The sequence below is a fragment of the Streptococcus mitis genome, assembly GCF_047464945.1.
Taxonomy (GTDB): domain Bacteria; phylum Bacillota; class Bacilli; order Lactobacillales; family Streptococcaceae; genus Streptococcus; species Streptococcus mitis_EA.
This window is the reverse complement of the sequence record NZ_JASHAX010000001.1, coordinates 39234-62690: the sequence shown is the minus strand read 5'-3', so window position 1 is coordinate 62690 and position 23457 is coordinate 39234. Positions and strand designations below refer to the sequence as shown.

Annotated in this window: 28 protein-coding genes; 6 read left to right on the top strand and 22 right to left on the bottom strand. The window is 39.8% G+C overall.

Features of this window, described 5'->3' with window-relative positions:
- Positions 1-135: 135 nt before the first annotated feature.
- The 6 genes from QM424_RS00375 to QM424_RS00350 all read right to left on the bottom strand — a co-directional run bounded on the left by QM424_RS00375 (position 136) and on the right by QM424_RS00350 (position 4815).
- Entirely contained in the window at positions 136-1188 is a 1053-nt protein-coding gene (locus QM424_RS00375) for a BMP family lipoprotein (RefSeq protein ID WP_077805250.1), read from the bottom strand.
- An 89-nt stretch (positions 1189-1277) separates the two neighbouring features.
- Positions 1278-1667: a cytidine deaminase gene (locus QM424_RS00370; RefSeq protein ID WP_000246089.1), complete on the bottom strand. Its 390-nt coding sequence runs from the start codon at positions 1665-1667 to the stop codon at positions 1278-1280.
- Positions 1654-2316: a deoxyribose-phosphate aldolase gene (deoC, locus tag QM424_RS00365; protein ID WP_077805251.1), complete on the bottom strand. Its 663-nt coding sequence runs from the start codon at positions 2314-2316 to the stop codon at positions 1654-1656. The genes QM424_RS00370 and deoC overlap by 14 nt, the downstream gene beginning before the upstream one ends.
- A gap of 19 nt (positions 2317-2335) precedes the next feature.
- Positions 2336-3613: a pyrimidine-nucleoside phosphorylase gene (locus tag QM424_RS00360; protein ID WP_414392588.1), complete on the bottom strand. Its 1278-nt coding sequence runs from the start codon at positions 3611-3613 to the stop codon at positions 2336-2338.
- A complete protein-coding gene (locus QM424_RS00355) occupies positions 3610-4200 on the bottom strand; it encodes a class I SAM-dependent methyltransferase (protein WP_077805253.1) in 591 nt (196 codons plus the stop codon). Before QM424_RS00355 ends, QM424_RS00360 begins: the two co-directional genes overlap by 4 nt.
- Positions 4201-4410: 210 nt before the next feature.
- Positions 4411-4815 carry a hypothetical protein gene (locus QM424_RS00350; protein ID WP_077805254.1) on the bottom strand — a complete coding sequence of 135 codons (405 nt, stop codon included), beginning with the start codon at positions 4813-4815 and terminating at the stop codon, positions 4411-4413.
- Between the two features lie 200 nt (positions 4816-5015).
- On the opposite strand from QM424_RS00350, the gene coaA reads away from it, so the two are divergent.
- From coaA to QM424_RS00335, 3 genes are all read left to right on the top strand, one after another.
- A complete protein-coding gene (gene coaA / locus QM424_RS00345; protein ID WP_414392587.1) occupies positions 5016-5936 on the top strand; it encodes a type I pantothenate kinase in 921 nt (306 codons plus the stop codon).
- Between the two features lie 67 nt (positions 5937-6003).
- Positions 6004-6240 carry a 30S ribosomal protein S20 gene (gene rpsT, locus QM424_RS00340; protein WP_001274000.1) on the top strand — a complete coding sequence of 79 codons (237 nt, stop codon included), beginning with the start codon at positions 6004-6006 and terminating at the stop codon, positions 6238-6240.
- 52 nt (positions 6241-6292) lie between these two features.
- Entirely contained in the window at positions 6293-6817 is a 525-nt protein-coding gene (locus tag QM424_RS00335) for a DNA topology modulation protein (protein ID WP_414392586.1), read from the top strand.
- Between the two features lie 26 nt (positions 6818-6843).
- On the opposite strand, the gene deoD is transcribed toward QM424_RS00335, so the two are convergent.
- The 7 genes from deoD to rpiA all read right to left on the bottom strand — a co-directional run bounded on the left by deoD (position 6844) and on the right by rpiA (position 15262).
- A complete protein-coding gene (deoD, locus tag QM424_RS00330; RefSeq protein ID WP_414392585.1) occupies positions 6844-7554 on the bottom strand; it encodes a purine-nucleoside phosphorylase in 711 nt (236 codons plus the stop codon).
- Between the two features lie 452 nt (positions 7555-8006).
- Entirely contained in the window at positions 8007-8717 is a 711-nt protein-coding gene (locus QM424_RS00325; RefSeq protein WP_414392584.1) for a type 1 glutamine amidotransferase, read from the bottom strand.
- A gap of 332 nt (positions 8718-9049) precedes the next feature.
- Entirely contained in the window at positions 9050-11782 is a 2733-nt protein-coding gene (locus QM424_RS00320; protein WP_414392583.1) for a galactose-binding domain-containing protein, read from the bottom strand.
- Positions 11783-11975: 193 nt separating this feature from the next.
- Positions 11976-12785, bottom strand: coding sequence for a purine-nucleoside phosphorylase (locus QM424_RS00315; protein WP_414392582.1), 810 nt, complete (start codon positions 12783-12785; stop codon positions 11976-11978).
- Positions 12782-13342: a DUF1697 domain-containing protein gene (locus tag QM424_RS00310; RefSeq protein ID WP_414392581.1), complete on the bottom strand. Its 561-nt coding sequence runs from the start codon at positions 13340-13342 to the stop codon at positions 12782-12784. Before QM424_RS00310 ends, QM424_RS00315 begins: the two co-directional genes overlap by 4 nt.
- Before the next feature lies 1 nt (position 13343).
- A complete protein-coding gene (locus tag QM424_RS00305; protein ID WP_000033118.1) occupies positions 13344-14555 on the bottom strand; it encodes a phosphopentomutase in 1212 nt (403 codons plus the stop codon).
- Between the two features lie 23 nt (positions 14556-14578).
- Positions 14579-15262: a ribose-5-phosphate isomerase RpiA gene (rpiA, locus tag QM424_RS00300; protein WP_261096617.1), complete on the bottom strand. Its 684-nt coding sequence runs from the start codon at positions 15260-15262 to the stop codon at positions 14579-14581.
- A gap of 224 nt (positions 15263-15486) precedes the next feature.
- Here rpiA and QM424_RS00295 point away from each other — a divergent pair, with 224 nt between their 5' ends.
- Positions 15487-15672 carry a hypothetical protein gene (locus QM424_RS00295; RefSeq protein ID WP_261046135.1) on the top strand — a complete coding sequence of 62 codons (186 nt, stop codon included), beginning with the start codon at positions 15487-15489 and terminating at the stop codon, positions 15670-15672.
- Positions 15673-15786: 114 nt separating this feature from the next.
- On the opposite strand, the gene trxB is transcribed toward QM424_RS00295, so the two are convergent.
- The 7 genes from trxB to QM424_RS00260 form a co-directional block, all read right to left on the bottom strand.
- Complete coding sequence (gene trxB, locus QM424_RS00290; protein ID WP_414392580.1) at positions 15787-16698, bottom strand: thioredoxin-disulfide reductase; 912 nt, start codon at positions 16696-16698, stop codon at positions 15787-15789.
- Positions 16699-16763: 65 nt separating this feature from the next.
- The gene (locus QM424_RS00285) at positions 16764-16988 is read right to left on the bottom strand and encodes a DUF4059 family protein (protein ID WP_000926599.1); all 225 of its coding nucleotides are present in this window, start codon (positions 16986-16988) and stop codon (positions 16764-16766) included.
- A gap of 77 nt (positions 16989-17065) precedes the next feature.
- Positions 17066-17809: an amino acid ABC transporter ATP-binding protein gene (locus QM424_RS00280; RefSeq protein ID WP_000590965.1), complete on the bottom strand. Its 744-nt coding sequence runs from the start codon at positions 17807-17809 to the stop codon at positions 17066-17068.
- Positions 17809-18609: an amino acid ABC transporter permease gene (locus QM424_RS00275; protein WP_001103451.1), complete on the bottom strand. Its 801-nt coding sequence runs from the start codon at positions 18607-18609 to the stop codon at positions 17809-17811. The genes QM424_RS00280 and QM424_RS00275 overlap by 1 nt, the downstream gene beginning before the upstream one ends.
- A 157-nt stretch (positions 18610-18766) precedes the next feature.
- Entirely contained in the window at positions 18767-19123 is a 357-nt protein-coding gene (locus QM424_RS00270; RefSeq protein WP_000889091.1) for an arsenate reductase family protein, read from the bottom strand.
- Between the two features lie 12 nt (positions 19124-19135).
- Complete coding sequence (locus QM424_RS00265) at positions 19136-19645, bottom strand: methylated-DNA--[protein]-cysteine S-methyltransferase (RefSeq protein ID WP_414392579.1); 510 nt, start codon at positions 19643-19645, stop codon at positions 19136-19138.
- Positions 19645-20139, bottom strand: coding sequence for a GNAT family N-acetyltransferase (locus tag QM424_RS00260; protein ID WP_033677458.1), 495 nt, complete (start codon positions 20137-20139; stop codon positions 19645-19647). The genes QM424_RS00265 and QM424_RS00260 overlap by 1 nt, the downstream gene beginning before the upstream one ends.
- Positions 20140-20273: 134 nt before the next feature.
- Here QM424_RS00260 and QM424_RS00255 point away from each other — a divergent pair, with 134 nt between their 5' ends.
- Positions 20274-20720, top strand: a complete 447-nt coding sequence (locus QM424_RS00255) for a DUF1836 domain-containing protein (protein ID WP_414392578.1) — start codon at positions 20274-20276, stop codon at positions 20718-20720.
- Entirely contained in the window at positions 20717-21364 is a 648-nt protein-coding gene (gene trhA, locus QM424_RS00250; RefSeq protein ID WP_414392577.1) for a PAQR family membrane homeostasis protein TrhA, read from the top strand. The genes QM424_RS00255 and trhA overlap by 4 nt, the downstream gene beginning before the upstream one ends.
- 276 nt (positions 21365-21640) lie before the next feature.
- Here the strand turns inward: trhA and QM424_RS00245 are convergent, their stop codons facing one another.
- Positions 21641-22567, bottom strand: a complete 927-nt coding sequence (locus tag QM424_RS00245; protein WP_261229150.1) for an aldo/keto reductase — start codon at positions 22565-22567, stop codon at positions 21641-21643.
- A 74-nt stretch (positions 22568-22641) separates the two neighbouring features.
- Positions 22642-23457: a hypothetical protein gene (locus QM424_RS00240; RefSeq protein ID WP_414392576.1), complete on the bottom strand. Its 816-nt coding sequence runs from the start codon at positions 23455-23457 to the stop codon at positions 22642-22644.

The window sequence follows — 23457 nt, the reverse complement described above, 5'->3', positions numbered from 1 at the left end:
TCCTTTCAGAGTCTTATTTTATTTCAATAAAACTTGCTAGTTTGTATAGTAGCAAGCTTTACTGAGACAAAATGACTTTGTCTCAACTCTTAAAAAGCGGCCGATGGCCGCTTCCTAAGAAATAACTTCCATCCATTATTTTTCAGGAACTTTTACGCTTCCATCAAGGATTTTAGCTTTAGCATCTTCGACAGCTTTTTTACCTTCTTCTGAAAGGTTTGTCACTGCCAAGTCAACCCCTTTATCTTTCAATGAGTAAACGATCACTTGACCGCCAGGGAATTCACCTTTTTCTGCCTTGTTAGAAATATCTTTTACAGTTGTACCAACTTGTTTCAAAGTAGATACAAGAACAAAGTTTGATTCTTTACCATCTTTAGAAGTGTATTTACCTTCTGCTTCTTGGTCACGGTCAACACCGATAACCCAAACTTTTTCATTTTCAGGACGGCTTTCGTTGAGTGATTTTGCTTCTGCAAAGACACCTGCACCTGTACCACCAGCTACTTGGTAAACAATATCTGCACCAGCTGCGTATTGTGCGGCTGCAATTGTTTTACCTTTAGCAGCATCACCAAATGAACCAGCATAGTCAACTTGTACTTTGATAGATGGGTCTACTGAGGCAACACCAGCCTTGAATCCTGCTTCAAAACGAGAGATAACTTCTGACTCCATACCACCTACAAAACCAACTTGTTTTGTTTTAGTTGTTTTGGCTGCGGCCACACCAGCAAGGTAACCTGACTCATTATCAGCAAATGTTACACTAGCAACATTCTTTTTATCTTTAATCACATCATCAATCAAGACATAGTTCAAATCAGTGTGCTCTTCTGCTGCATCTTTAACTGCATTGTGAAGGGCAAAACCAACACCGAAGATTAGGTTGTAACTTCCAGCCGCTTGTTGCAAGTTGTTAGCGTAGTCAGCTTCACTTGTTGATTGGAAGTAAGTGAAACCTTTATCTTTTGAAAGATTATGTTCTTTACCCCAGTCTTGCAAACCTTCCCAAGCTGATTGGTTGAATGATTTATCATCAACACCACCAGTATCAGTGACGATTGCTGCTTTTGTCTTCACATCAGAAGATGAAGCTGCGTTACGAGAAGAGCGGTTACCACATGCAGCAAGTCCAACTGCTGCCACTGCAACTAGACCAAGGCCTAGCCATTGTTTCTTGTTCATTACTGAACCTCCTAAATAAGATGTGCAACGATGTTGCAAGTATGGATTGATTGGTCACAAGGACCGTGCCACTCAAAGAGCGACTCAGACTAGTTTAAGTCTGTAAAAGAATATGGAAGTAATTCCCCGACCGTCATCTCGACCGTCGATTTATCTTTTGCGACTAAGGTCACTTTTAGATCTTGTTCAAAAAATTCGACCATTACTTGGCGACAAGCACCACATGGTGAAATCGGTTTTTCAGTTTGACCATAAACAATCAGCTCTGAAAATTCTCTTTGCCCTTCAGATACAGCCTTAAAAATGGCTGTTCTCTCACCGCAATTGGTCAAAGGATAGCTAGCATTTTCGATATTCACTCCCGTGTAAACACTTCCGTCTTTGGCTACTAAAACTGCTCCGATAGGAAAGTGAGAATAGGGGACGTAGGCATGTTTGCTGGTTTCAATTGCCAGTTCAATCAACTCAGTAGTCGCCATCAGCCAATTCTCCTTTTAAAATGGCTACCCCAGCTGACGTTCCAATACGGGTCGCCCCTGCTTCCACAAAGGCAAGAGCATCCTCATAAGAACGAGCTCCACCGGCAGCCTTGACACCCATTTCTGGTCCAACTGTTTCACGCATTAATCTAACATCTGCTACCGTAGCACCACCAGTTGAAAAACCAGTAGATGTTTTAACGAAATCAGCCCCCGTTTTTTGGGCTAATTGGCAAGCTACAACTTTTTCTTGGTCTGTCAGAAGGCAAGCTTCAATAATGACTTTCACTAACTTGTCACCACTTGCTTCCACTACTGCACGAATATCTGACTCAACCAAGGCTAAATTGCCTGATTTGAGAGCCCCAACATTGATTACCATGTCAATCTCATCTGCACCATTTTGGATAGCTTCTTTTGTCTCAAAAGCTTTCACAGTTGAAGTTGTTGCTCCCAAGGGGAAACCTACTACTGTGCAGACCTTGACATCTGTGCCTTCAAGCCCTTTTTGGGCATGTTCAACCCAGGTCGGATTAACGCAAACACTGGCAAAATCATACTCTATAGCCTCAGACAACAAACAATCAATTTGATTTTCTGTTGCATCTTGTTTTAAAAGCGTATGATCGATATATTTATTTAATTTCATATTCGGATTCTCCTGCGGTTTATGAGAGAATTTCTATAATTTCTCGTAAACTTTGCACCCTATCATTTATTTTAACATATTTTTGAAAATCTGTAACTAGCTGAGGAGAAATTTTTCCATTTGTGTATACTTTTGCAACAATTTCTCCCTTTTGAACGGAATCTCCAACTTTCTTTTCAAAAACAATTCCTGTTTCATAGTCCAAGGCATCAGACTTGACTGCACGGCCTGCCCCCAGTCTCATAGCATAAAGCCCAAATTCCATAGCTGGAAGAGCTGAAATGACACCCGTTTCCTGAGCAGGGATTTCCACCACATGGGTAACATTTACAGGACGATAGAGGTCTTCCAAGTCTCCACCTTGGGCTTGGACCATCTCCTCAAACTTAGCCAGTGCTTGACCATTTTCAAGATGTTGGCGAACTTCTTCAACTGTTTTATTTACATTTGCCAAACCAAGCATAATTTGAGCCAGTTCACAGATGAAGTGGGTAATATCCTGACGTCCTTGACCTTGTAAAATCTCCAATGCTTCAAGGATTTCTAGACGATTTCCAATCGCTCGTCCCAAGGGCTGACTCATATCCGTAATGACTGCTACCGTTTTTCTACCAACTGCCTTACCAAGTTCCACCATGGTTTGAGCCAATTCACGCGCCTCATCAACCGTCTTCATGAAGGCACCTTCACCGACAGTCACGTCTAGCAAAATAGCATCCGCCCCTGCAGCAATTTTCTTGCTCATCACCGAACTCGCAATCAAAGGAATCGTGTCGACAGTTGCTGTCACATCACGTAGGGCGTAGAGAAGCTTGTCAGCTTTAACCAGTTGGTCTGATTGCCCAATGACCGATACACCAATGTCCTGTACCTGACGAATAAAATCCTCTTGACTGCGTTCCACTTGATAGCCCTTGATAGACTCCAATTTATCAATTGTTCCACCAGTATGGCCGAGACCACGACCACTCATTTTGGCCACAGGAACACCAAAGCTTGCAACAAGAGGAGCCAAAATCAAGGTCACCTTATCACCAACACCACCAGTAGAATGCTTGTCAACCTTAACCCCATCAATAACAGATAAATCAAACTCTTGCCCTGTCTGAACCATCTTCATAGTTAGGTCAGAGATTTCTCGAGTCGTCATTCCTTTGAAATAGACAGCCATAGCAAAAGCAGACATCTGATAGTCAGGAACAGTTCCTAACACATAGCTTTCAACTAGCCATTCGATTTCACTCGAAGTCAGTTCTTGACCGTCTCGTTTCTTTTGGATTAAATCAACTGCTCTCATTCTTTCACACTTCTAAGGATATAGTATCCCTTATCTTTTTTGACGATTTCACAATTGCCAAACACTTCCTCCATCTTTGACTTGGCGCTTGGAGCCCCTTGTTTTTTCTGGATAACAATTGTTAAATCCCCACCAGTTTCCAAGAAATCTTTACTTTTCTCAATGATTTCATGAACTACTTGCTTGCCCGCACGGATAGGAGGATTGGAAATGACATGGTCAAATTTCCCTTCAACTTGTTCATAGATGTTGGACTGGAAAATCGTCGCTTCTACTTTATTTCGTTCAGCATTTTGTCGTGCCAAATCCAAGGCACGATTATTGATATCGACCATGGTCGACTGAACTCCATAAGCCTTAGCCAAGGACAAGCCCAGAGGCCCATAACCACAGCCTACATCAAGGACATTCTCTCCTTGGTTGACCTCAAGACACTTGAGCAAAAGTTGACTGCCAAAGTCAACCATTTTCTTGCTAAAAACACCTGCATCTGTCAAAAAGGTCATTTTTTCTCCCAACAAGTCCACTCTTAACTCATGAATGTCGTGAGCAGCGTCAGGATTTTCTGCATAATACATTTTACTCATGAAACTATTTTACCATAATTTGACTTAAATTGTAAATCGTTTACAAATTGATAATAAAACGAAAAAGACTGAAGAAAGCTAGTAAGTAAAACATTTTCTTCAATCTCTTTCAACACTTATAGATGAATGATAAGCCATTTAGAACTAGAAATATCATAGTCAGGATATAACAAAAAGTTTATCATCTATAATCGGGCGTATTTATTATGACTATTGCTTAACCTTCAAATACTTTATTATCAACAAAATTCCCAACAGGATGTTTAGATAAAAGCCCAACTGATACGTTTTTGTCAGGAATTCCAAACTTGTCCAAAGTCGTATCAAATCTTCTAGTGACATGCGGAAGAAATAACCCTCTGTAGCAATCCATAGAACTAAAAAGACATAACTACCAGCAGCAAGCCATTTCGTCCACCGTTTTTTTAGGAAGAAAGCAATCAAGAGCGAACAGATAAAGACCGCTGTTACAATGGCATGTTCCATCAAAAAAGTAAAACCGTAATAGGTTTCCACAAAACGTCTACCATTATCCGCATTCGCTCCTTTTAAAAAAGGTAGTGCAAAACTTAAAATAAAACAGAGTTCCAATATATAACTTTTTAAGATTTTCATGACACACCTCCTATCAGTTGTGATTCCCAAAGCCCCCTTTATTAGCTTATAAGTCAGGAGAAAGTAGCTCCTACTTCATCACTAAATTGTTCATCCTCTATCTACATCTATTATATACTATTGACTTAACACATTCAAGAAACCGCTTTATTTTTTTAGCTTTTTATGGTATGATAGACAAAATATCTAGGGGAAAACAAATGACCAACGAATTTTTACATTTTGAAAAAATCAGCCGCCAGACTTGGCAATCCTTACATCGAAAAACAACACCTCCTTTGACAGAAGAAGAATTGGAATCTATCAAGAGTTTTAATGACCAAATCAGTCTTCAAGACGTTACAGATGTCTATCTTCCCCTAGCCCATCTCATCCAGATTTATAAGCGTACCAAGGATGATTTGGCCTTTTCAAAAGGGATTTTCCTTCAACGTGAAAGCAAATCCCAGCCTTTTATCATTGGGGTTTCTGGGAGTGTTGCCGTTGGAAAATCCACAACCAGTCGCCTACTTCAAATCTTGCTATCCCGTACACTTACAGATGCTACGGTTGAGTTGGTAACAACTGACGGCTTTCTCTATCCCAACCAGACCTTGATTGAACAAGGGATTTTAAATCGCAAGGGATTTCCTGAAAGTTATGATATGGAAGCTCTTCTCAACTTCCTGGATCACATCAAAAATGGACAAGATGTGGATATTCCTGTCTATTCTCATGAAGTCTACGACATCGTACCCGAAGAGAAACAAAGTGTCAAAGCTGCTGATTTTGTAATTGTTGAGGGAATCAATGTCTTTCAAAATCCACAAAACGATCGTCTCTATATCACTGACTTCTTTGACTTTTCCATCTATGTAGATGCTGGAGTGGATGATATTGAAAGTTGGTATCTGGACCGTTTCTTGAAGATGCTGAGCCTAGCCCAAAACGACCCTAATAGCTACTATTATCGTTTTACACAAATGCCGATTGGGGAAGTGGAGTCCTTTGCCCATCAGGTCTGGACCAGTATCAATCTGACAAATCTACAAAATTATATTGAACCAACTAGAAATCGTGCAGAAGTGATTCTTCATAAAACAAAGAACCATGAAATCGATGAAATTTACTTAAAAAAATAATTTTCCCTTGTCAAAACGTAAGTTTTCAGATATAATGGTATAGTTAGTAAATATGGAGGTAAGAACATTGGCAAACATTAAATCAGCTATCAAACGCGCTGAATTGAACGTTAAACAAAACGAAAAGAACTCAGCTCAAAAATCAGCTATGCGTACTGCTATCAAAGCTTTCGAAGCAAACCCATCTGAAGAACTTTTCCGTGCTGCTAGCTCAGCTATCGATAAAGCAGAAACTAAAGGTTTGATTCACAAAAACAAAGCAAGCCGCGATAAAGCTCGTCTTTCAGCTAAACTTGCTAAATAAGAAACAGTCCATAGAGGCTGTTTTTTTGTCTCCAAATAGGAAAAGGTAGAAAATGAAAATCGCAATTATCGGATATTCTGGTGCTGGTAAGTCAACTCTAGCCGAAAAGTTGTCTCACTGCTACTCCATCCCAAAACTTCACATGGATACACTCCAATTTCAACCTGGTTGGCAAGACAGTGACCGCGAATGGATGTTGACCGAGATGAAAAACTTTCTCACAAAGAATGAATCTTGGGTCATCGATGGTAATTATTCTTGGTGCTATTACGAAGAAAGAATGCAGGAAGCTGATCAAATCATCTTTCTTAATTTTTCACCATGGACTTGTCTCTTTCGAGCCTTTAAACGTTATCTAAAATACCGAGGCAAGGTTAGAGAAAGTATGGCAGCTGGTTGTCAAGAACAATTTAATTGGGAGTTTATCAGATGGATTCTTTGGGACGGACGGAGCAAATCCGCTAAGGAACGCTACAAGTGGATTCAAAAAAACTATCCATATAAAGTGGTCATCCTCAGATCACAAAAAGAGATAGACCAATTTCTAGATAAGAAAAGGAAGTCCTCCAATTCATAAAGAAGGGCTTCCTTTTTTGGATATAATTATTTTGCAATCAAGGTTTCTAATCCAACCTTCATCATATCTGTGAAGGTATTTTGGCGTTCTTCTGCAGTTGTATCTTCATCTGGATTAACCAAACTATCAGAGATAGTCATGATAGCAAGCGCGTCAACATGGTATTGGGCTGCCAAATAGTAGAGAGCTGCTGCTTCCATTTCCACAGCCTTGACTCCCCATTTACCGAGTTCGATGTTCTTTTCAAAGTAGTTTGAATAAAAGACATCAGAAGACAAAACGTTCCCAACGTGGGTGGTCATACCGAGTTCTTTAGCGATATGGTAGGCCTTATCCAACAAATCAAAGCTAGCGATTTGTGGAAAATCGTACTGTGACCAGTCATTGCGGATGATGTTAGAGTTGGTTGCCGCTGCCTGCGCCAAAACTAATTCACGGACGTGAACATTTTCATTCAATGAACCTGCTGTTCCCACACGGATCAATTTCTTCACACCGTAATCAACAATCAATTCACGCGCATAAATCGAAATAGATGGCATTCCCATCCCAGTTCCCATGACAGATACACGGTGACCCTTGTAAGTACCAGTGTAACCAAACATGTTACGCACTTCGTTAAAACAAACAGCATCTTCAAGGAAATTATCCGCAATAAACTTAGCACGAAGAGGATCCCCAGGAAGAAGAATTTTATCAGCAATTTCACCCTGCTGAGCAGCAATATGGATAGACATAATTTATGATACAAAGAGCGACAAGAAAACGACTGAAAATTAGGAATCTGATGAGAAATCCTGATTTCTCATCAGATTATCTATTTTCCAAGTTTTCCGCTCGTGTTCAAATCAGAACACACGCTCTACCTTTCTTTATTTTATATTGAGAAAGATACCAAACCCGTCAAAAAGCAAAGGGAAAATAGGAGTTGGGTGCAGTGAGCGATGCTCGCTAGACCAACTATCTTTTTCCCACTGCTTTTAGGGTGGGTTCAATTCCTTTCTTTCTTAATTTTGATGATATTGAGAAGATTAGACCGGCTTCAATTCAAACCCGAACTCCCCTTCTCTTCTGAGTTTTTAGAAAAGTTTTCCGCTCGTGTTCAAATCAAAACACACGCTCTACCTTTCTTATTTTTGATATTTTGTAAAAACTAGCACAAATTAAAATATCTAGTTTGTCTGTAATTCTAATTTGTAAGCGAATCTAAAAAATTATGCAATTTTGCATTCATTTCAGAATAATCGTTACCACGCAATTCTTCGGGTGATTGAACAAAAGATAATGTTTGATGTTGTTCTATCAATCGTTCTTCACTATCCGCAGCAACCAATAAATCAATCGCTTCTAAATCAAACTCTAAATGCACTTGAAAAGCATAATGTTTAGGGCTAAAGCGAACAATCTGTCGTGGACAACCTTGACTAGTAGCAAGGATTACCGCTTCGTCTGTCAAGCCCGGCATATCACCATGCCAGTGACCAACTAAAAGCTCGCTACCAAAATGTTTGAGGTGTTTATCTGCTAGTCCTTGACTAGTCATCCTAATAGGGAATACACCTATTTCTCTTTCAGGACTATGCTCATATTGACCCCCATAAGCAACAGAAAGTAGTTGCGCCCCTAAGCATACACCTACAATATACTTATCTTCTTCTATTGCTTGTCGAATGAGTCTAATTTCTTCTGTTGGATGATAATAAGGGAAATGTTCTTTATCTTCATCAGGAGATTGAGGACCTCCCATAATGATAAGAAAATCAATATCAGAAACTGTTTGGGGTAAAGCTTCTCCCTTATAAACCTTTGTTATTCCAATATCATGACCTCTTGATTGAGCCCAAGTTAGATAAGCACCTGGGATTTCAAAACTCTCATGTAGTATAAAATGGACTTTCATTAGTTTGTCTTCCTAAGTTTTTAGAAAAGTTTTCCGTTCGTGTTCAAATCCAAACACGCGCTCTACCTTTCTGTTTATACTCTTCGAAAATCTCTTCAAACCACGTCAACTCTATCTGCAACCTCAAAACAGTGTTTTGAGCTGACTTCGTCAGTTATATCTACAGCCTCAAAGCAGTGCTTTGAGCAGCCTGCGGCTAGTTTCCTAGTTTACTCTTTGATTTTCATTGAGTATTCATTTTGTTCTTTCACAGAGAGCTACCTGAGTTCTATTCAAGCTCAGGTAGTACTTTCTTATAAACTAGACAAACTAACTGTCATTGTACCATCATATTACAAGACATCATCGTCACTCACCTTGGAATTCAATGTCGTACCCCAATGAGTGATTTTCCGATGTGGTTGGGCGAGAAGAGGTCTGTTATCATAGATTGTTTGCCATCTATTCCAGATAAGACCTGTTCTCTTTTCGATCTTAATTCGAAGATTTCTCATATTTTCTTTAATTGGAAGGTTGAGTACAAAACCTGCAATCTGGTTACGTCCATTTCCTTCCCAAGAATGACTGCGAACAACTGAATGACCATTTTTATCTACTGTAACTTCTTCCCAAGTTATAGAATAGCGTGCAATGTAAGCTCCACTATGCTGAATAGTTAGGGTTTTATCTTTTACAGGAGTGTAATTTAACACTTGTACTGGCTTAGAAGTTGGTGTTGTCACAGCATTCTTAGCCATAAATCGAAACACTTCTACTTCTGCTAGACTGAGAGCTTGATTTTTCTGACGCAATTGAATACGGACACGGCGACCCAACTTGCCATCCAACTGAAGATCTAGACGATTTCCTTCTAAACGAGAAACATATTTTCTAGTAACTTCTGTTCCTTTTTCATCATATAAAATCACATCAAAATCTGCCAAACGTTTGGAAAGTTCGCCATCTCCACGATTATAAAGGCGGACAAGTCCTACCTGTTCTGTACGACCTAAATCAACTTCCCACCAAGGCTGATTTTCAAATTTTGTATGAGTAATTGATTGCTGGCTGTAGCTACTATTGGTATTTCCATCCAAGGCACGACTAGCATCTCCTCCAAACTCGGTAGAACTTTGGCGTGCTTGCTTTTTCCATGCGATATTCTCAGCACGCAAAACTTGAACTTCTGCGAGACTGAGAGCATTGTAACCATCTAACTCAATACGGACAAAACGAGCTTTTTTATAGTCAATTGCAATTTGTGCAGAGATATCTTTCAGAGATGCAATGCGCTTTCTTTCAATTTCTTTCCCAGAACTATCTAAAAGAATCACATTAAAATTGGTAAGCCTATCCTGAGCAGTATCTGTTCGATTATAAATATTGATTTGACGAATTGTTTCTTCCTTGTCTAAATCGACTTGCCACCAAGGCTTAGATTGAAACTCTGTATGCGTTACAGAATGATGAGCATAATTCCCATCAACTTTTCCATCTACAGCCCTTCTAGCGTCACCTCCAAAAGCTGTCGAACTTTGGGTAACCCGTTTCCCTAGAGCTATATTTTCAAGAGGTTCAGCGCTTGGTTGACTAGATGACAGAGGGACTTGTTGTTTCTTAAAGAAAGAAATTTTTTCCAGTTTTGGATCACGGTAACCCTGCTTATCCAATGTTGTTCGTTTTCCAATATTAAAGTTTGGAATATCATTCATGCGACTTTCAAAATAGCCACGCGAACGGTGTTTAACATTGGCGCTTCCTGTAGATGTCACCACATCACTATCATTTTGTAGCACAGATGTGACCACATTGTCGTTATCCACTACATAATGTTTAATTTTTCCATTTACAGCAAGCTTCCGACTTTCTAGTCCTACATCCCAGAAACCATTTTTGGCATTCCAGATTGTTCTTGAAGTAATGACCTTAGGTGCATTAAATGTTGTCACTTTTTTCAAAACATTATTATAAAAAGTAGGATATTTCTGATAAGCTTCAACTGCTGCTATTTGAGCTAGATAGCCTCCTAGCGAATGACCTGTCATATACAGATTTGTAATGCTGGAATCCTGCGCCAATTCTTTTACAACATTACGGATATCATCCGCTTGTGCAGGTTTATTACCTCCTAGCAAGGTCAAGTCCGTTCTCAAATCTTTGGCATCATTCAGTCTTGTCCCACGTATAGCCAACATTTGAACAGTATTGTCTTTTAAATAAGGAAGATCACTCTTAGTTTCAAATAGATAAGCATCCAAACCACTAGCTGTATGGTAAGCTTTTTTCATCTTCCAAAACGGAGCTAACTCATTGTGCATCATCTTATATTCTTGACGATTCAAGTAGAGACTCGGAAATGGATTCTTATGATCTAGAATTTTTTCGATATAGTCATCATCACGATAGGATAACTCCATAAAGAGAAGAGCATCTCGATCTGTAACATACCATTGTTTCTTATTATCATCTTCCCCATCTGCTAATCCATCCCCATCACTGTCTGCCAGTAATGGATGACTGTTATATCCTAAATAGTCCTTACCATCTTTACGATAAACATAAAGCTCATCCTTATTTTTGATACCATCCTGATCGTCATCACCTTCTAAATCAAGGACTTTTTCACCATAAAGAGAATTGTCAAGTAAATCATTTTCGGAGTGCAGTTCTCCTTTTGAAATTTTCAAAAGATCTTCTGCTGTCACAGGACGAGAAGTTGTAGACTCATCCTTTACATTTTCCTCTTTATTCACTTCTTCAGGAACTAGAGCAGGCTCTGTTTTATGGGATTCCAGCTTTTCTTCTTCCTTCTGATTTTTAAGGACTTCTTTTGTTTCTGGAGCTGGTTGGATAACTGCCACTCTTTCCTCTATAAGAGGTGTTGCCTGTTTTTTATCAGTATTTTCTAGTTTTGTCGTACCATCCGTTGCATTTACTACTGCAGGAGTCTCATTTTTCACAACTGGACTTCCTTCATTGGCAGAAATTCCTGTCGGTGCTAAAAAAGCAAAACCAACTGCAACAGATACAACTCCGATACTTAATTTTTTTATGCCAAAACGCATCATTCGTTGACCGATTTTCATTCTTTTCTAACTTTCTTTTATTTTCCCCTATTTACCAATAATTGATAAATAAGCATGTGATAAATTTTTACTAAAGATATAGTAGTTGATTGGATTTTTGTTCATCTTTTAATCACAACAAACCCAATCTTCTCTACTAAATGTGATGAGAACTGAAACTTTCATTTTTAATCTAATGCCATCACCAATTTTTTTACAATTCAGCAAGAATTGCTTTCAGCAAGCCTTTGAAGTCACCTTTAACACGTTCTGTTACTTCCACAACTTCTTCGTGGTTGAGTTCTTCTTGGAAACCAGCTGCAAAGTTAGTAATACATGAAATACCGAGAACTTTCAAGCCAGAGTGGGCTGCCACAATAACTTCAGGAACAGTGGACATACCAACGGCATCTGCTCCCAATGTCTTATAGGCACGAATTTCTGCTGGGGTTTCATAAGTCGGACCAGTAACGCCGATATAGACACCTTCATCAAGCTTGATACTAAGTTTTTTAGCCACTTCATGGGCAGTAGCACGGTATTCTGGTGTGTAGGCCTTAGACATATCTGGGAAACGAGGACCAAAGTCATCCAAGTTTTCACCCATCAATGGGTTTTGACCTGTCATGTTGATATGGTCTGAGATAGCCATCAAAGTACCAGGACCATAACCAATACCTCCTGCAGCATTGGTTACAATGACACCTTCACATCCGAGAACTTTCATCACACGAACTGGGAAAGTCACGACTTCAAGAGGATTTCCTTCATAGAAATGGAAACGACCTTGAAGAGCCAAGACCTTGCGACCTGCAAGGTCACCATATACCAATTTACCAGCGTGACCGACTACTGTCGAACGGCCCCAGTTTGGAATCTCAGCATAGTCTACTACAACAGGATTTTCGATTTCTTCTGCAAGTTCTCCCAGACCTGATCCAAGGATTAAACCAAACTCGGGAGCTTGGATTCCCTTGTCTTTCAGGAAGGCAGCTGTTTCATTGATCTTATCTAAAAATGTCATTGTGTGTCTCCTTTATTAGTTTTTAGCATTTGACCGATTTTGTCAAAGGTTTTTGCATTGCGAATGGTGATGTTGCGATAAAAAGGCATCTTGAGCAAGTACTTGTGATAGGCAGTTGCATAGTAGGATTCCTCAGAGAATTTCCCCCAGAAAATCCCAAGTCTTCCAAAATGAACAACTTCATCTTCCAGTTCCAAACCGTTCACTTTCTCGATCACTTGATCCACATCCAAGCTCTCCGTGTAGAAGAGGACATCCTTTCGAGCTAGGTCTTTGGTCCACCAATCTGGCAGATTCTTCAGCTCTTCTTCATAATCTTCCTGACTCAGCAAAGAAAAGCTCTGAATAAATGGATAATGGATTTCAAAGAAAGACTCTAACTTTTCAACCAATTGGGCTTTGGGATCTGTCGAAGTAAAGAAAATATTGCCACTGTTGATGTAGGTTTCAACCTTTCCCAGTCCCAACTCTGTCAGTTCTTGACGAAGTTGCGCCATGACAACCTTATTCTTCCCACCGACATTAATGCCCCTAACCAGTAAAGCATAGCGCGTCATCTTACACCAATTTATCTAAGAAACTTTCCCCAATCATGGCAGTTTCAACACCAAAGTTATCCGCAACTGTCGCTGAGATGTCTGCAAAATGTCCAACTGGAATGACACCATTGCCTTTAAAGGCAGGGCTGTAGGCCAACAATGGAATATATTCACGAGTGTGGTCAGTTCCAGCATAGGTTGGGTCATTTCCATGGTCCGCAGTAATCAAAAGAAGATCATTCTCTCTCATGGCTGCGATAATTTCAGGCAAGCGTTCATCAAACTCGTGCAAGCAATCACGATAACCGTGAGCATTACGACGGTGGCCGTAAAGAGCATCAAAGTCAACTAAGTTTGTGAAGGAGAATCCTTTTTCAAACTCAGCAAGGCCCATGGTCTTCAATAGTGTATCAATTCCATGGCTGTTTGACTTGTTGTGGCCCATGTCATGGTTGATACCAGCACCGTTAAAGATATCGTTGATTTTACCAACAGCGTAAGTATCGATACCTGCTTCATTCAATTTATCCAAAACAGTTGGTGCAAATGGAGAAACGGCTAAGTCACGACGGTTGGCTGTACGAGTGAAGTTACCTGGTTCACCTACATAAGGGCGAGCAATGATACGACCTAGAAGGGCAGGGCGCTCAAGGGTGATCGAACGAGCGTATTCACAGATACGATACAATTCGTCCAAAGGAATAATGTCTTCGTGGGCAGCAATTTGCAAAACAGGATCAGCTGAAGTATAGATAATCAACTCTCCAGTTTCCATTTGACGTGGTCCAAAATCATCGATAACAGCTGTACCTGAGTAAGGTTTGTTGGCTTCACGAATGACCTTACGTCCTGAAAATTCTTCGATTTTTGTCAAGATTTCTTCTGGGAATCCGTTCCAGAAAGTATCGAAAGGCTCAGTAATGTTGAGGCCCATGATTTCCCAGTGCCCAGTCATAGTATCCTTACCAAGAGATACTTCTTCCAATTTTGTTGCATAACCTGTTGGATTGCTTTCAGCTGGTACAGTCTTAAGAGGAGTTTCGCGAGGAATATTTCCAAGACCGATTTTAGCCATGTTTGGCACATTCAAACCAACGGTTTTAGAAATGTGTCCCAGTGTGTCAGAAGCTCCATCTGGAACCCCTGCATTGACAAAGTTATTGGCATCTGGTGCAGCACCGATTCCTACAGAATCTAGTACCACCAAGTGAATACGATTAAATTTTGACATAGTGTATCTCCTTATTATTTTAGTTATCTTGCTTTTGTTGAAGTTAAAATCTGAACCCCGTCTCGTCCAGCAACGATGACCTTATCCACCATTTGGTTGAATAAGCCGTGCTCCACGACGCCAACGACATGGTCCAATTCTTGTCCGAAAGTAATTGGATCTTCAATGACATCCAAGGCAAGGTCAATGATAAAGTTCTGCATATCGGTCACAAAACGTTGGCCATCTTTTTCACGGAAACTTGGTTTGTAGCCAGCTCGTTCAAAACGACGAAAGACCTGTTCTGCACCATACTGAACCACTTCTACTGGCAATTTAAAAGCACCCAGTTTCTCGACCAGCTTGCTTTCATCCACTACCCAAATATATTCTTTTGAGGGCGTTGCGACCACCTTTTCCATGAGAAGGGCACCACCACCGCCTTTGATTCCATTAAACTGACTATCCACTTCATCCGCTCCATCAACCGTCACATCGACAACATCTACTTGGTCAATAGACTTGAGCGGGATATTAAGACCTTCAGCCTGTTTACTAGTCACACTAGAAGTCGTTACAGCTGTAATCTGCAACCCTTCTTCCTTGATACGACGACCAATTTCTTCTACGAAATAATAGGCAGTAGACCCCGTTCCAAGTCCGACTACCATGCCATCCTTGACAAACTCAGCAGCCTTGATACCTGCCATTTTCTTCAGATTTTCCACTCAAACACCTCCATTAAAGAGCTATTTCTATTATACCATGTATCCGTTTTTATTTCATGGATACACTAGAAAAACCCGAACATTTTTATGTTCACCTTGTTTTGGTAGTTAGAATCTTAGTTATGAGAACTTGTAGATAAAAACAGGTCCTAGCCAAAAGCAGCAACAGTTGATTTTTTATCATAAAGCTGGTTAAATAATTAGTACAGAAAAGGAGAAATAAGATGAACCCATTAGATTTGTTTAATCAAGTAAAAGAATTAATCGAAACAAAAGATTTCGAAGTTGCTAAAACATTCGTTGCAGAAAATCAAGAACAACTTGGAGAATACTTCTCTCAAGCTCAGCAGTTGATTTCCGGTTCAGAAGGTCTAGATGGCCTCGTTAGCAAGATTAAAGGATTTTTCTAAAAATATAAGAGGCTGGCAAAACTCAATTTCAGTAGAAAATGAAATTCATTTTTCCCCACAATAAAACGCATAGTGTCAAATTTTTTGTAAATCTGATACTATGCGTTTTTATAATTAACTATGTTCGGTGATAAACTTGTAAGCTTCTTGACCAGCGATAGCTCCATCTCCAACTGCTGTTGTTACTTGGCGAAGGTCTTTCAAGCGAACATCTCCAACTGCAAAGATACCATCAACTGCAGTTTTCATGTGGTTGTCTGTCACAATCCATCCAGCCTGATCTTGGATATTCAATTCTTTAACAAAATCGCTAAGAGGGTCCAATCCAACATAGATAAAGACACCACCAAAGGCTTGCTCTGTCACTTGACCTGTTTTCACATTTTCAAATACGACAGATTCTACTCTGTTTTCACCCTTGATTTCCTTCACTACAGAATCCCAGATAAAGTTGACTTTCTCATTCGCAAAGGCACGATCTTGTAAAACCTTTTGAGCACGAAGTTGGTCACGACGGTGAACAATGGTAACAGTCTTAGCAAAACGAGTCAAGAAGAGGGCTTCTTCAACAGCCGAATCTCCACCACCAACTACCAGCAAATCTTGGTCACGGAAGAAAGCACCATCACACACGGCACAGTAAGAAACACCTCGACTGTTCAGTTCTTCTTCTCCAGGCACTCCCAAAGGACGGTGTTTAGAACCAGTTGCTACGATAACTGTACGCGTTTCATATGTTTGGTCACCAGTAATCACTTTCTTAAAATCACCATGATCTTCTACATTTTCAACATAACCATAAATGTGCTCAACACCAAGATTTTCAAGTGGTTCAAACATCTTTTCAGCCAATTCTGGCCCACTAATATTAGCGTATCCAGGGTAATTTTCAATATCAGAGGTATTATTCATCTGACCACCTGGCAGACCACCTTCAATCAAGGCTACTTTCAAATTGCTTCGAGCAGCATACAAGGCTGCAGTCATACCTGCAGGTCCAGCACCGATAATAATAGTATCGTACATATAGATTCCTTCTTTCTTGTTGTAACTATCTTTATTCTAACTCTTTCTTGTCAATCAAGCAAGGATTATGCCTTGAAAACAAGAATTAAACTCATAACCGCAAAGGATAATACTGGAACAACCAAGACCCCAATCATAATCATATCATAGAGATGGGCTTGGCGAGCCTTGGCTGTCTTATCAACTCCCGACATGGCTCTCAGTCCAATCCAAATCCCTAAAAAAATCAGGACGAGGATGGTGGTCAAGATCAAACTCTCGAAATATAAAGAAAATAGTTGCAGTAGCATGATTTCTCTCATTTCTATCTTTTTTAAAGAGTAAACTCAGCTAGTCCAGCTAACTGAGTTTTTCTTTATCTATTATATCAAATATAAGTCCGTTTGTAACTAGCGAAGAATTCTTTTGTCCGCTCTTCTTTAGGATGGTGGATAATCTCATCAGGTGTTCCAGACTCGATGATTTTCCCCTTATCTAAGAAGAGAATCTTATCAGCAACTTGGGCTACAAAGGACATATCGTGACTGACTAAAATCATAGTCTGTCCTGACTTAGCAGCATCTGCAATAGACTTTTCTACTTCACCGACCAATTCTGGGTCAAGGGCTGAAGTTGGTTCATCTAAAAGCAAAACATCTGGTTTCATAGCAAGCGCACGCGCCAAGGCAACCCGTTGCTTTTGTCCACCTGATAAATGGCGAGGATAATGGTTTTCGCGGTCAGAAAGCCCAACCTTAGCCAACTCTTCCTTGGCAATTTTAGTCGCTTCTTGATCAGACAATTTCTTGACAACAACCAAGCCTTCTTTCACATTATCAAGTGCTGTACGGCGTTCAAACAAATTAAACTGTTGGAAAACCATAGACAGCTTACGACGAAGGGCAAGGATTTCTTCTTGAGTGATTTTAGAAAAATCAACTGAGAAATCATCAATCTGAATAGAGCCACTGTCAGGTGTTTCAAGATAATTGAGACTGCGAAGGAAGGTTGATTTTCCAGCTCCTGAAGAACCAATCAAGGCTACAACTTCCCCTTTTTGAATATCCAAGTCCAGATGATCCAAGACAGTCTGTCCTGAAAAGGATTTGCTTAAATTCGAAATCTTAATCATTAACGAAGGTCTCCTTTCACATCTGTCTGCACTGTATCAGGTGCAGAAATAGCCATTTTTCTCTCGATGAAACGACCGAGGCTTTCAATTCCAATATTGACTACCCAATAAACAAGGGCAACGGAGATAAAGCGTTCAAAGTAACGATAATCGGCACCACCCAAAATCTGAGCTTGGGCAAAGACTTCCACAACACCCGCACTAAAGGCTAGGGAAGTTCCCTTGGTCAAACCGATTAGGGAATTGATTAAGGTTGGAGTCGCCACAACTGCTGCATTTGGAATAATCACGCGACGATAAACTTGTGCTCGGGTCATCCCCAGACTGCGTGCCGCCTCAATCTCACCAGGATTGACTGAGAGAATGGCTGCACGAATGGTTTCACTAGCATAAGCTGCCTCATTAAAAGCAAAGGCTACAATCGCAAAAACAGCAGCTGGAATCGCATTGATATTGAGACCAGTACCCCATTGCTGATTGAGGGCTTTCAAAGCCAAAGGAATTCCGTAGTAGGTCAACATGAGTTGCACTAAAATCGGTGTCCCTTTTAAGAAACTAACAAAGAAGGCCTGCAAGGGATATAAAATTTTGACACGATTGATTTTCACAATGGCAAAAAGAAGCGCCAAAACCAAGCCAAAAAGAGCACCACCAATGGTCAACATAATCGTTGTTGGAAGTTGTTGGACAATTCTTGGAATTCCATCAAAGACCGAACGTAGGCTAAACAGCTTGCCATCCGGAATCAATTGCATCAAGTTTTGGTACCAATCTGATGCTAAAATCGTTGTAACATTCATAAAAACATCCTCTCCTGATAATGATTCATTCTACCATACTTCTGCCGTCAATGAAATTATTTGCTACGGTCAGATACAGACTTTGTCTACCTACTAGTTTATCATACTTTGAAACAGGGAGGTTATATATTTTATCTATCAAAGAGATAGATAAAAACTATTTCAATCCCAATTCTTCATAAGCTTTTCGATAACCGATTTGCTTAACAGTTCCATTTTCTACTAAAATGGGTCGTTTTAACAACATACCGTCACTTGCTAGCAACTCAGCCGCTTCTTGGTTTGACAGGCTTCCTACCTTATCTTTCAGCCCCAATTCACGGTATTTGATTCCACTGGTGTTAAAAAATTGCTTCAACTCGAAACCTGAGGTTTCTAGCCAGTTTAAAATGACTTCTTGGCTAGGTGTTTCTTCGACGATATGAACGGCTTTATAGTCCACACCGAGTTGGTTTAATTCTTGTTTTGCTTTTTTACAAGTTGAACATTTTGGATATTCGATAAATTCTAACATATCTTTCACTTTCTATTTTATATCTTTAAAATCTGCGCCTTCATGCTCCAAGAGCCAAGCTTTCTTTTCCACTCCTGCGGCATAACCAGTCAGACGCTTGCCAGCTCCCAGCACACGATGACAAGGTACTAGGATAGACCAAGGATTCCGCCCCACTGCTCCACCAATTGCTTGAGCAGAAGCCACTTGCAAATCTTGTGCTATTTGTCCATAGGTCACTGTCTGACCATAAGGAATTCCCTGTAAATAGGACCAAACTCTCTTTTCAAAATCCGTTCCGATTGGAGCCAAGGGCAATTCGGATAAATCCCGAGACTTGCCTTTAAAGTAAGCATCTAAGCAAGTAATAACTGGGGCTAAAATGGGGTGACTAACAACTTCTTCTATTGTTTCATCTCCTATCCCCCTCTCAAAATGCTTCTGCTCCTGAACCCAAATGCCATACAGATATTGCTCGTCGGCAACCAAAGACAAGGTTCCTATTGGCGAAAAGTAGAGCTTTTTTACGTACTTCTTTTGCATTATTTCTTCAATTTTTGATAGGCCAAACGTTCGCCATCAACTGGAACCTTACCAACCTGTTTAAAACCGAGTTTTTCAAAGATATGCTGCATGGCCTTGTTTGCAACATGCGTATCTGAGCGAAAATCTAGATAGTCAAAACCTTCAATCAAGCCTTCTAGGAAAGTCTGAGCAACCCCCTGTCCCTGGACATCTGCTGCCACAGCAATACGGTGAAAGACTAGGTACTCTGACTCTCCAGCTTGCCATTTTCCTTCATAAATGGCTTCATAAGCTGCCTCTGGACTCTTGGTCACAGCTGCATAAGCTAGTAGTTCTCCCTCTTCCAAGGCTACGTAGGCTTGACCTGAGATAATATCTTCAATAATAATATCAGCATTTGGATAACCATTTTGCCACTGGTCACTACCAGCATCTGCTAAACATTTTTTAGCATCTTCCATCACCTGCATGATGGCATCTACTTCATTTGGAAAAGCTAAACGAATCTCCATCTTTTCTCCTCATTTCTGACTAGTTTCTCCCATCATAGCATAATTTAAGTCTTTCTACAAGCAGTTAAAACTTGACTTTCTGTTTTTGTTATTTTATAATCTAGTTATTAAAACTAGATAAAAAGGAGTTGGAAATGAAAACTACCTTTTCCTACCCAAAATGGGCAGAAATTCCAAACATTGACCTCTATCTGGACCAGGTTTTACTCTATGTCAATCAGGTCTGTGCCCCTATTTCTCCTGATAAAGACAAGGGCCTGACAGCATCCATGGTCAATAACTATGTCAAACATGGTTATCTGACAAAGCCTGACAAGAAAAAATACCAACGCCAACAGATTGCCCGTTTGATTGCTATCACAACCCTCAAGTCTGTATTTTCTATTCAAGAAATAGCTCAGACACTTAATACTCTACAAAGTCAAGCAAGTTCAGACCAACTCTACGACGCTTTTGTGGACTACATGAACCAAGGAATTGATCCAGATAACCCTATTATCCAAACCAGCTGCCAAACCGTTAAACTCTATCATCAAACTCTAGACTTAATCGATCATACTCAAGAGGAGGCAATCCAATGAACACTAGTCTTAAACTCAGCAAACAACTCAGTTTTGGAGAGGAGATTGCTAATAGTGTGACCCATGCTGTGGGTGCAATCATCATGCTCATCTTACTGCCTATTTCATCCACCTATAGTTATGAGACACACGGATTTTTATCCTCTATCGGCGTTTCCATTTTCGTTATTAGTCTCTTTCTCATGTTTTTATCATCCACCATTTATCACTCTATGGCCTATGGTTCGACCCATAAATATGTCTTGAGAATCATCGACCATTCTATGATTTATGTGGCTATCGCAGGCTCTTATACACCAGTCGTCTTAACCTTAATGAATAACTGGTTTGGCTATCTGATTATTGCCATCCAATGGGGAACGACTATCTTTGGTATTCTCTATAAAATCTTTTCTAAAAAAGTCAATGAGAAATTTAGCCTTGCTCTTTACCTGATTATGGGCTGGTTGGTTCTGGCTATCATTCCTGCCATTATCAGTCAAACAACTCCAATCTTTTGGAGTCTCATGGTAACTGGCGGACTCTGTTATACAGTTGGGGCTGGATTTTACGCCAAGAAAAAACATTATTTCCACATGATTTGGCATCTCTTTATCCTAGCCGCATCTGCCCTCCAATACATTGCCATTGTTTATTACATGTAAAAATAGGTTAGGAGAAAAAATCCTAACCTATTTTTATTCTCTATGATGTTTCATACCCAATCAAAAATGTACTCTAGTCCATTTTATAGTACCTACTAGCGTGCCGTCAATTATGGGATACTGCTTCCCTACTAGTACGTAAATCAGAATAGTTAAATCATAAACACTCACCCGTTAATGAACCGTACCTAACGAATCAAGACAGACAAATGGTCACATAACAAAAAACGTTTTGCAACGTTTTTTTGACTGTAATTTTTTTAAATGCATTTTTGCCTAAGGTAAATCATTCCCTGCAGCGATGTAAATTTCATACCATTCTTTTCGAGTCAGGTTGACTTTACTTGCTTGGCTTGCCTCTATTAAATGCTTAGGATTGGTTGTTCCTACCACTGCCTGCATTTTGGCTGGGTAGCGTAATATCCAAGAAATGGCAATAGTTGAAGAAGTTACTCCATATTTAATAGCTAAACGCTCAAGTACTTGATTTAAAGCTTGAAATTTCTCATTGCCAACAAAATTCCCTCTAAAATACCCGAATTGTAAGACAGACCATGCTTGAATGACCACATCGTGTAATTTGCAATATTCAAAAATGCTGCCATCTCGCATAGCTGCTTGACTATCTTCCATATTAACATGAAAACCTGATTCGAATCCTGGAGTAAAAGCCGCACTCAATTGTAGCTGATTAACAGCTAACGGCTGCTTGACATCTTTTTTAAGCAACTCCATCATCATGGGATTTTGATTAGAAACTCCAAAATTTCGAACCTTACCTTGTTTATAAAGGAGATCAAAGGCTTCTGCTACTTGGTCAGATTCCATCAAAGCATCTGGTCGATGAAGAAGCAAGCTGTCCAGATGATCAATATTCAATCTTTGCAAAATACCGTCTACTGATTTTATAATATAGTCCTTAGAAAAATCAAAATAGGTAAATTCTTCTATGCGAATGCCACATTTGGACTGAATCCACATCTTTTCTCTTAAATCTGGACGATTTTTTAGGACAAGACCTAACAGTTCTTCACAACGACCACGACCATATATATCAGCCAAGTCGAAAGCATTGATTCCAACAGACAGTGCTGTTTCTACAAGCTCTTCAACTTCTTTTACAGACTTATCTTTTATTCTCATCATTCCGAGAACAATTTCTGATAATTCTTTGTCATCTTGACCAAGAGTTATGTATCTCATCAAATTTTTCTCCTTTAATTTCTAACATTCTTCCCTTCATTATAACAAAAAACCGCTTTGCAACGGCTTTTTGACTATATTTCACTCCATTTTATCTTCTTAAACCCACGGAACAAGAGAAAAATGCCAATAAAAAGAACAGCTAAAGGAATGAATTTTGTAAGGAAAACATTTGAAATGCCCATCCACGCATAATAACGGAGCAGAGACCCTACCACAAGATGGGCAACAATCATACTGACAAAGGGACGAAAGACCGCTTCTTTCCAATTCCAAATACTGATGACTAGAGAAATCGTAAAAACAGACAAACTATCCCAGGGAGCAGGAAGATAAAATGCTCCTTCTTGTACAAAACTTCCTATTCCTACATATCCCAGAACAACTAGAAGGACAAGAATCCCAACGACAATATAGGTGCCAATTTTCATTTTAGGAGAATCTTGGACTAAGCCCCAACGTAAGATTGTGGCCACAAGGCCAAATCCAATCAGAAAAAGAAGAAGTTGCCCTAAAAAAGTAAGCAAATTGACTGTTAAGAGAGGACCTTTAGAAAAATCACCCAGTAGATGATAGTAACGTAATATCGCTAGGACAAAAATTGGTGTCAAAAGGGATTCCTTGATAGAACTGCGGGGTGCTTCCTTGAGAATCTCTTTCATTATTTTTTTAGGATTCTTACCTAAATACTCCTCTGCACTCATGCCATCTCGTTCTGCTTCTGAAAAATCTAACATCATCAAATAAATCTGCTCTCTGAGATAGTCTTCATCATAGAGAAATCCAGCAAGATTAAAACTATCCCACAGTTCCTCAAAATACTGCTGATTCTCCTCAGAAAACTCATGCAGCAAAGCGCTTGTTTCTTCATAATACTTCATTTTCTTCAT

Bases quoted from the DNA above. Each gene is read 5' to 3' on its own strand.
- QM424_RS00375 (WP_077805250.1), bottom strand. From the start codon at position 1,188: ATGAACAAGAAACAATGGCTAGGCCTTGGTCTAGTTGCAGTGGCAGCA.
- QM424_RS00370 (WP_000246089.1), bottom strand. From the start codon at position 1,667: ATGGCGACTACTGAGTTGATTGAACTGGCAATTGAAACCAGCAAACAT.
- deoC (WP_077805251.1), bottom strand. From the start codon at position 2,316: ATGAAATTAAATAAATATATCGATCATACGCTTTTAAAACAAGATGCA.
- QM424_RS00360 (WP_414392588.1), bottom strand. From the start codon at position 3,613: ATGAGAGCAGTTGATTTAATCCAAAAGAAACGAGACGGTCAAGAACTG.
- QM424_RS00355 (WP_077805253.1), bottom strand. From the start codon at position 4,200: ATGAGTAAAATGTATTATGCAGAAAATCCTGACGCTGCTCACGACATT.
- QM424_RS00350 (WP_077805254.1), bottom strand. From the start codon at position 4,815: ATGAAAATCTTAAAAAGTTATATATTGGAACTCTGTTTTATTTTAAGT.
- coaA (WP_414392587.1), top strand. From the start codon at position 5,016: ATGACCAACGAATTTTTACATTTTGAAAAAATCAGCCGCCAGACTTGG.
- QM424_RS00335 (WP_414392586.1), top strand. From the start codon at position 6,293: ATGAAAATCGCAATTATCGGATATTCTGGTGCTGGTAAGTCAACTCTA.
- deoD (WP_414392585.1), bottom strand. From the start codon at position 7,554: ATGTCTATCCATATTGCTGCTCAGCAGGGTGAAATTGCTGATAAAATT.
- QM424_RS00325 (WP_414392584.1), bottom strand. From the start codon at position 8,717: ATGAAAGTCCATTTTATACTACATGAGAGTTTTGAAATCCCAGGTGCT.
- QM424_RS00320 (WP_414392583.1), bottom strand. From the start codon at position 11,782: ATGAAAATCGGTCAACGAATGATGCGTTTTGGCATAAAAAAATTAAGT.
- QM424_RS00315 (WP_414392582.1), bottom strand. From the start codon at position 12,785: ATGACATTTTTAGATAAGATCAATGAAACAGCTGCCTTCCTGAAAGAC.
- QM424_RS00310 (WP_414392581.1), bottom strand. From the start codon at position 13,342: ATGACGCGCTATGCTTTACTGGTTAGGGGCATTAATGTCGGTGGGAAG.
- QM424_RS00305 (WP_000033118.1), bottom strand. From the start codon at position 14,555: ATGTCAAAATTTAATCGTATTCACTTGGTGGTACTAGATTCTGTAGGA.
- QM424_RS00295 (WP_261046135.1), top strand. From the start codon at position 15,487: ATGAACCCATTAGATTTGTTTAATCAAGTAAAAGAATTAATCGAAACA.
- trxB (WP_414392580.1), bottom strand. From the start codon at position 16,698: ATGTACGATACTATTATTATCGGTGCTGGACCTGCAGGTATGACTGCA.
- QM424_RS00285 (WP_000926599.1), bottom strand. From the start codon at position 16,988: ATGCTACTGCAACTATTTTCTTTATATTTCGAGAGTTTGATCTTGACC.
- QM424_RS00280 (WP_000590965.1), bottom strand. From the start codon at position 17,809: ATGATTAAGATTTCGAATTTAAGCAAATCCTTTTCAGGACAGACTGTC.
- QM424_RS00275 (WP_001103451.1), bottom strand. From the start codon at position 18,609: ATGAATGTTACAACGATTTTAGCATCAGATTGGTACCAAAACTTGATG.
- QM424_RS00270 (WP_000889091.1), bottom strand. From the start codon at position 19,123: ATGTTAGAATTTATCGAATATCCAAAATGTTCAACTTGTAAAAAAGCA.
- QM424_RS00265 (WP_414392579.1), bottom strand. From the start codon at position 19,645: ATGCAAAAGAAGTACGTAAAAAAGCTCTACTTTTCGCCAATAGGAACC.
- QM424_RS00260 (WP_033677458.1), bottom strand. From the start codon at position 20,139: ATGGAGATTCGTTTAGCTTTTCCAAATGAAGTAGATGCCATCATGCAG.
- QM424_RS00255 (WP_414392578.1), top strand. From the start codon at position 20,274: ATGAAAACTACCTTTTCCTACCCAAAATGGGCAGAAATTCCAAACATT.
- trhA (WP_414392577.1), top strand. From the start codon at position 20,717: ATGAACACTAGTCTTAAACTCAGCAAACAACTCAGTTTTGGAGAGGAG.
- QM424_RS00245 (WP_261229150.1), bottom strand. From the start codon at position 22,567: ATGAGATACATAACTCTTGGTCAAGATGACAAAGAATTATCAGAAATT.
- QM424_RS00240 (WP_414392576.1), bottom strand. From the start codon at position 23,457: ATGAAGAAAATGAAGTATTATGAAGAAACAAGCGCTTTGCTGCATGAG.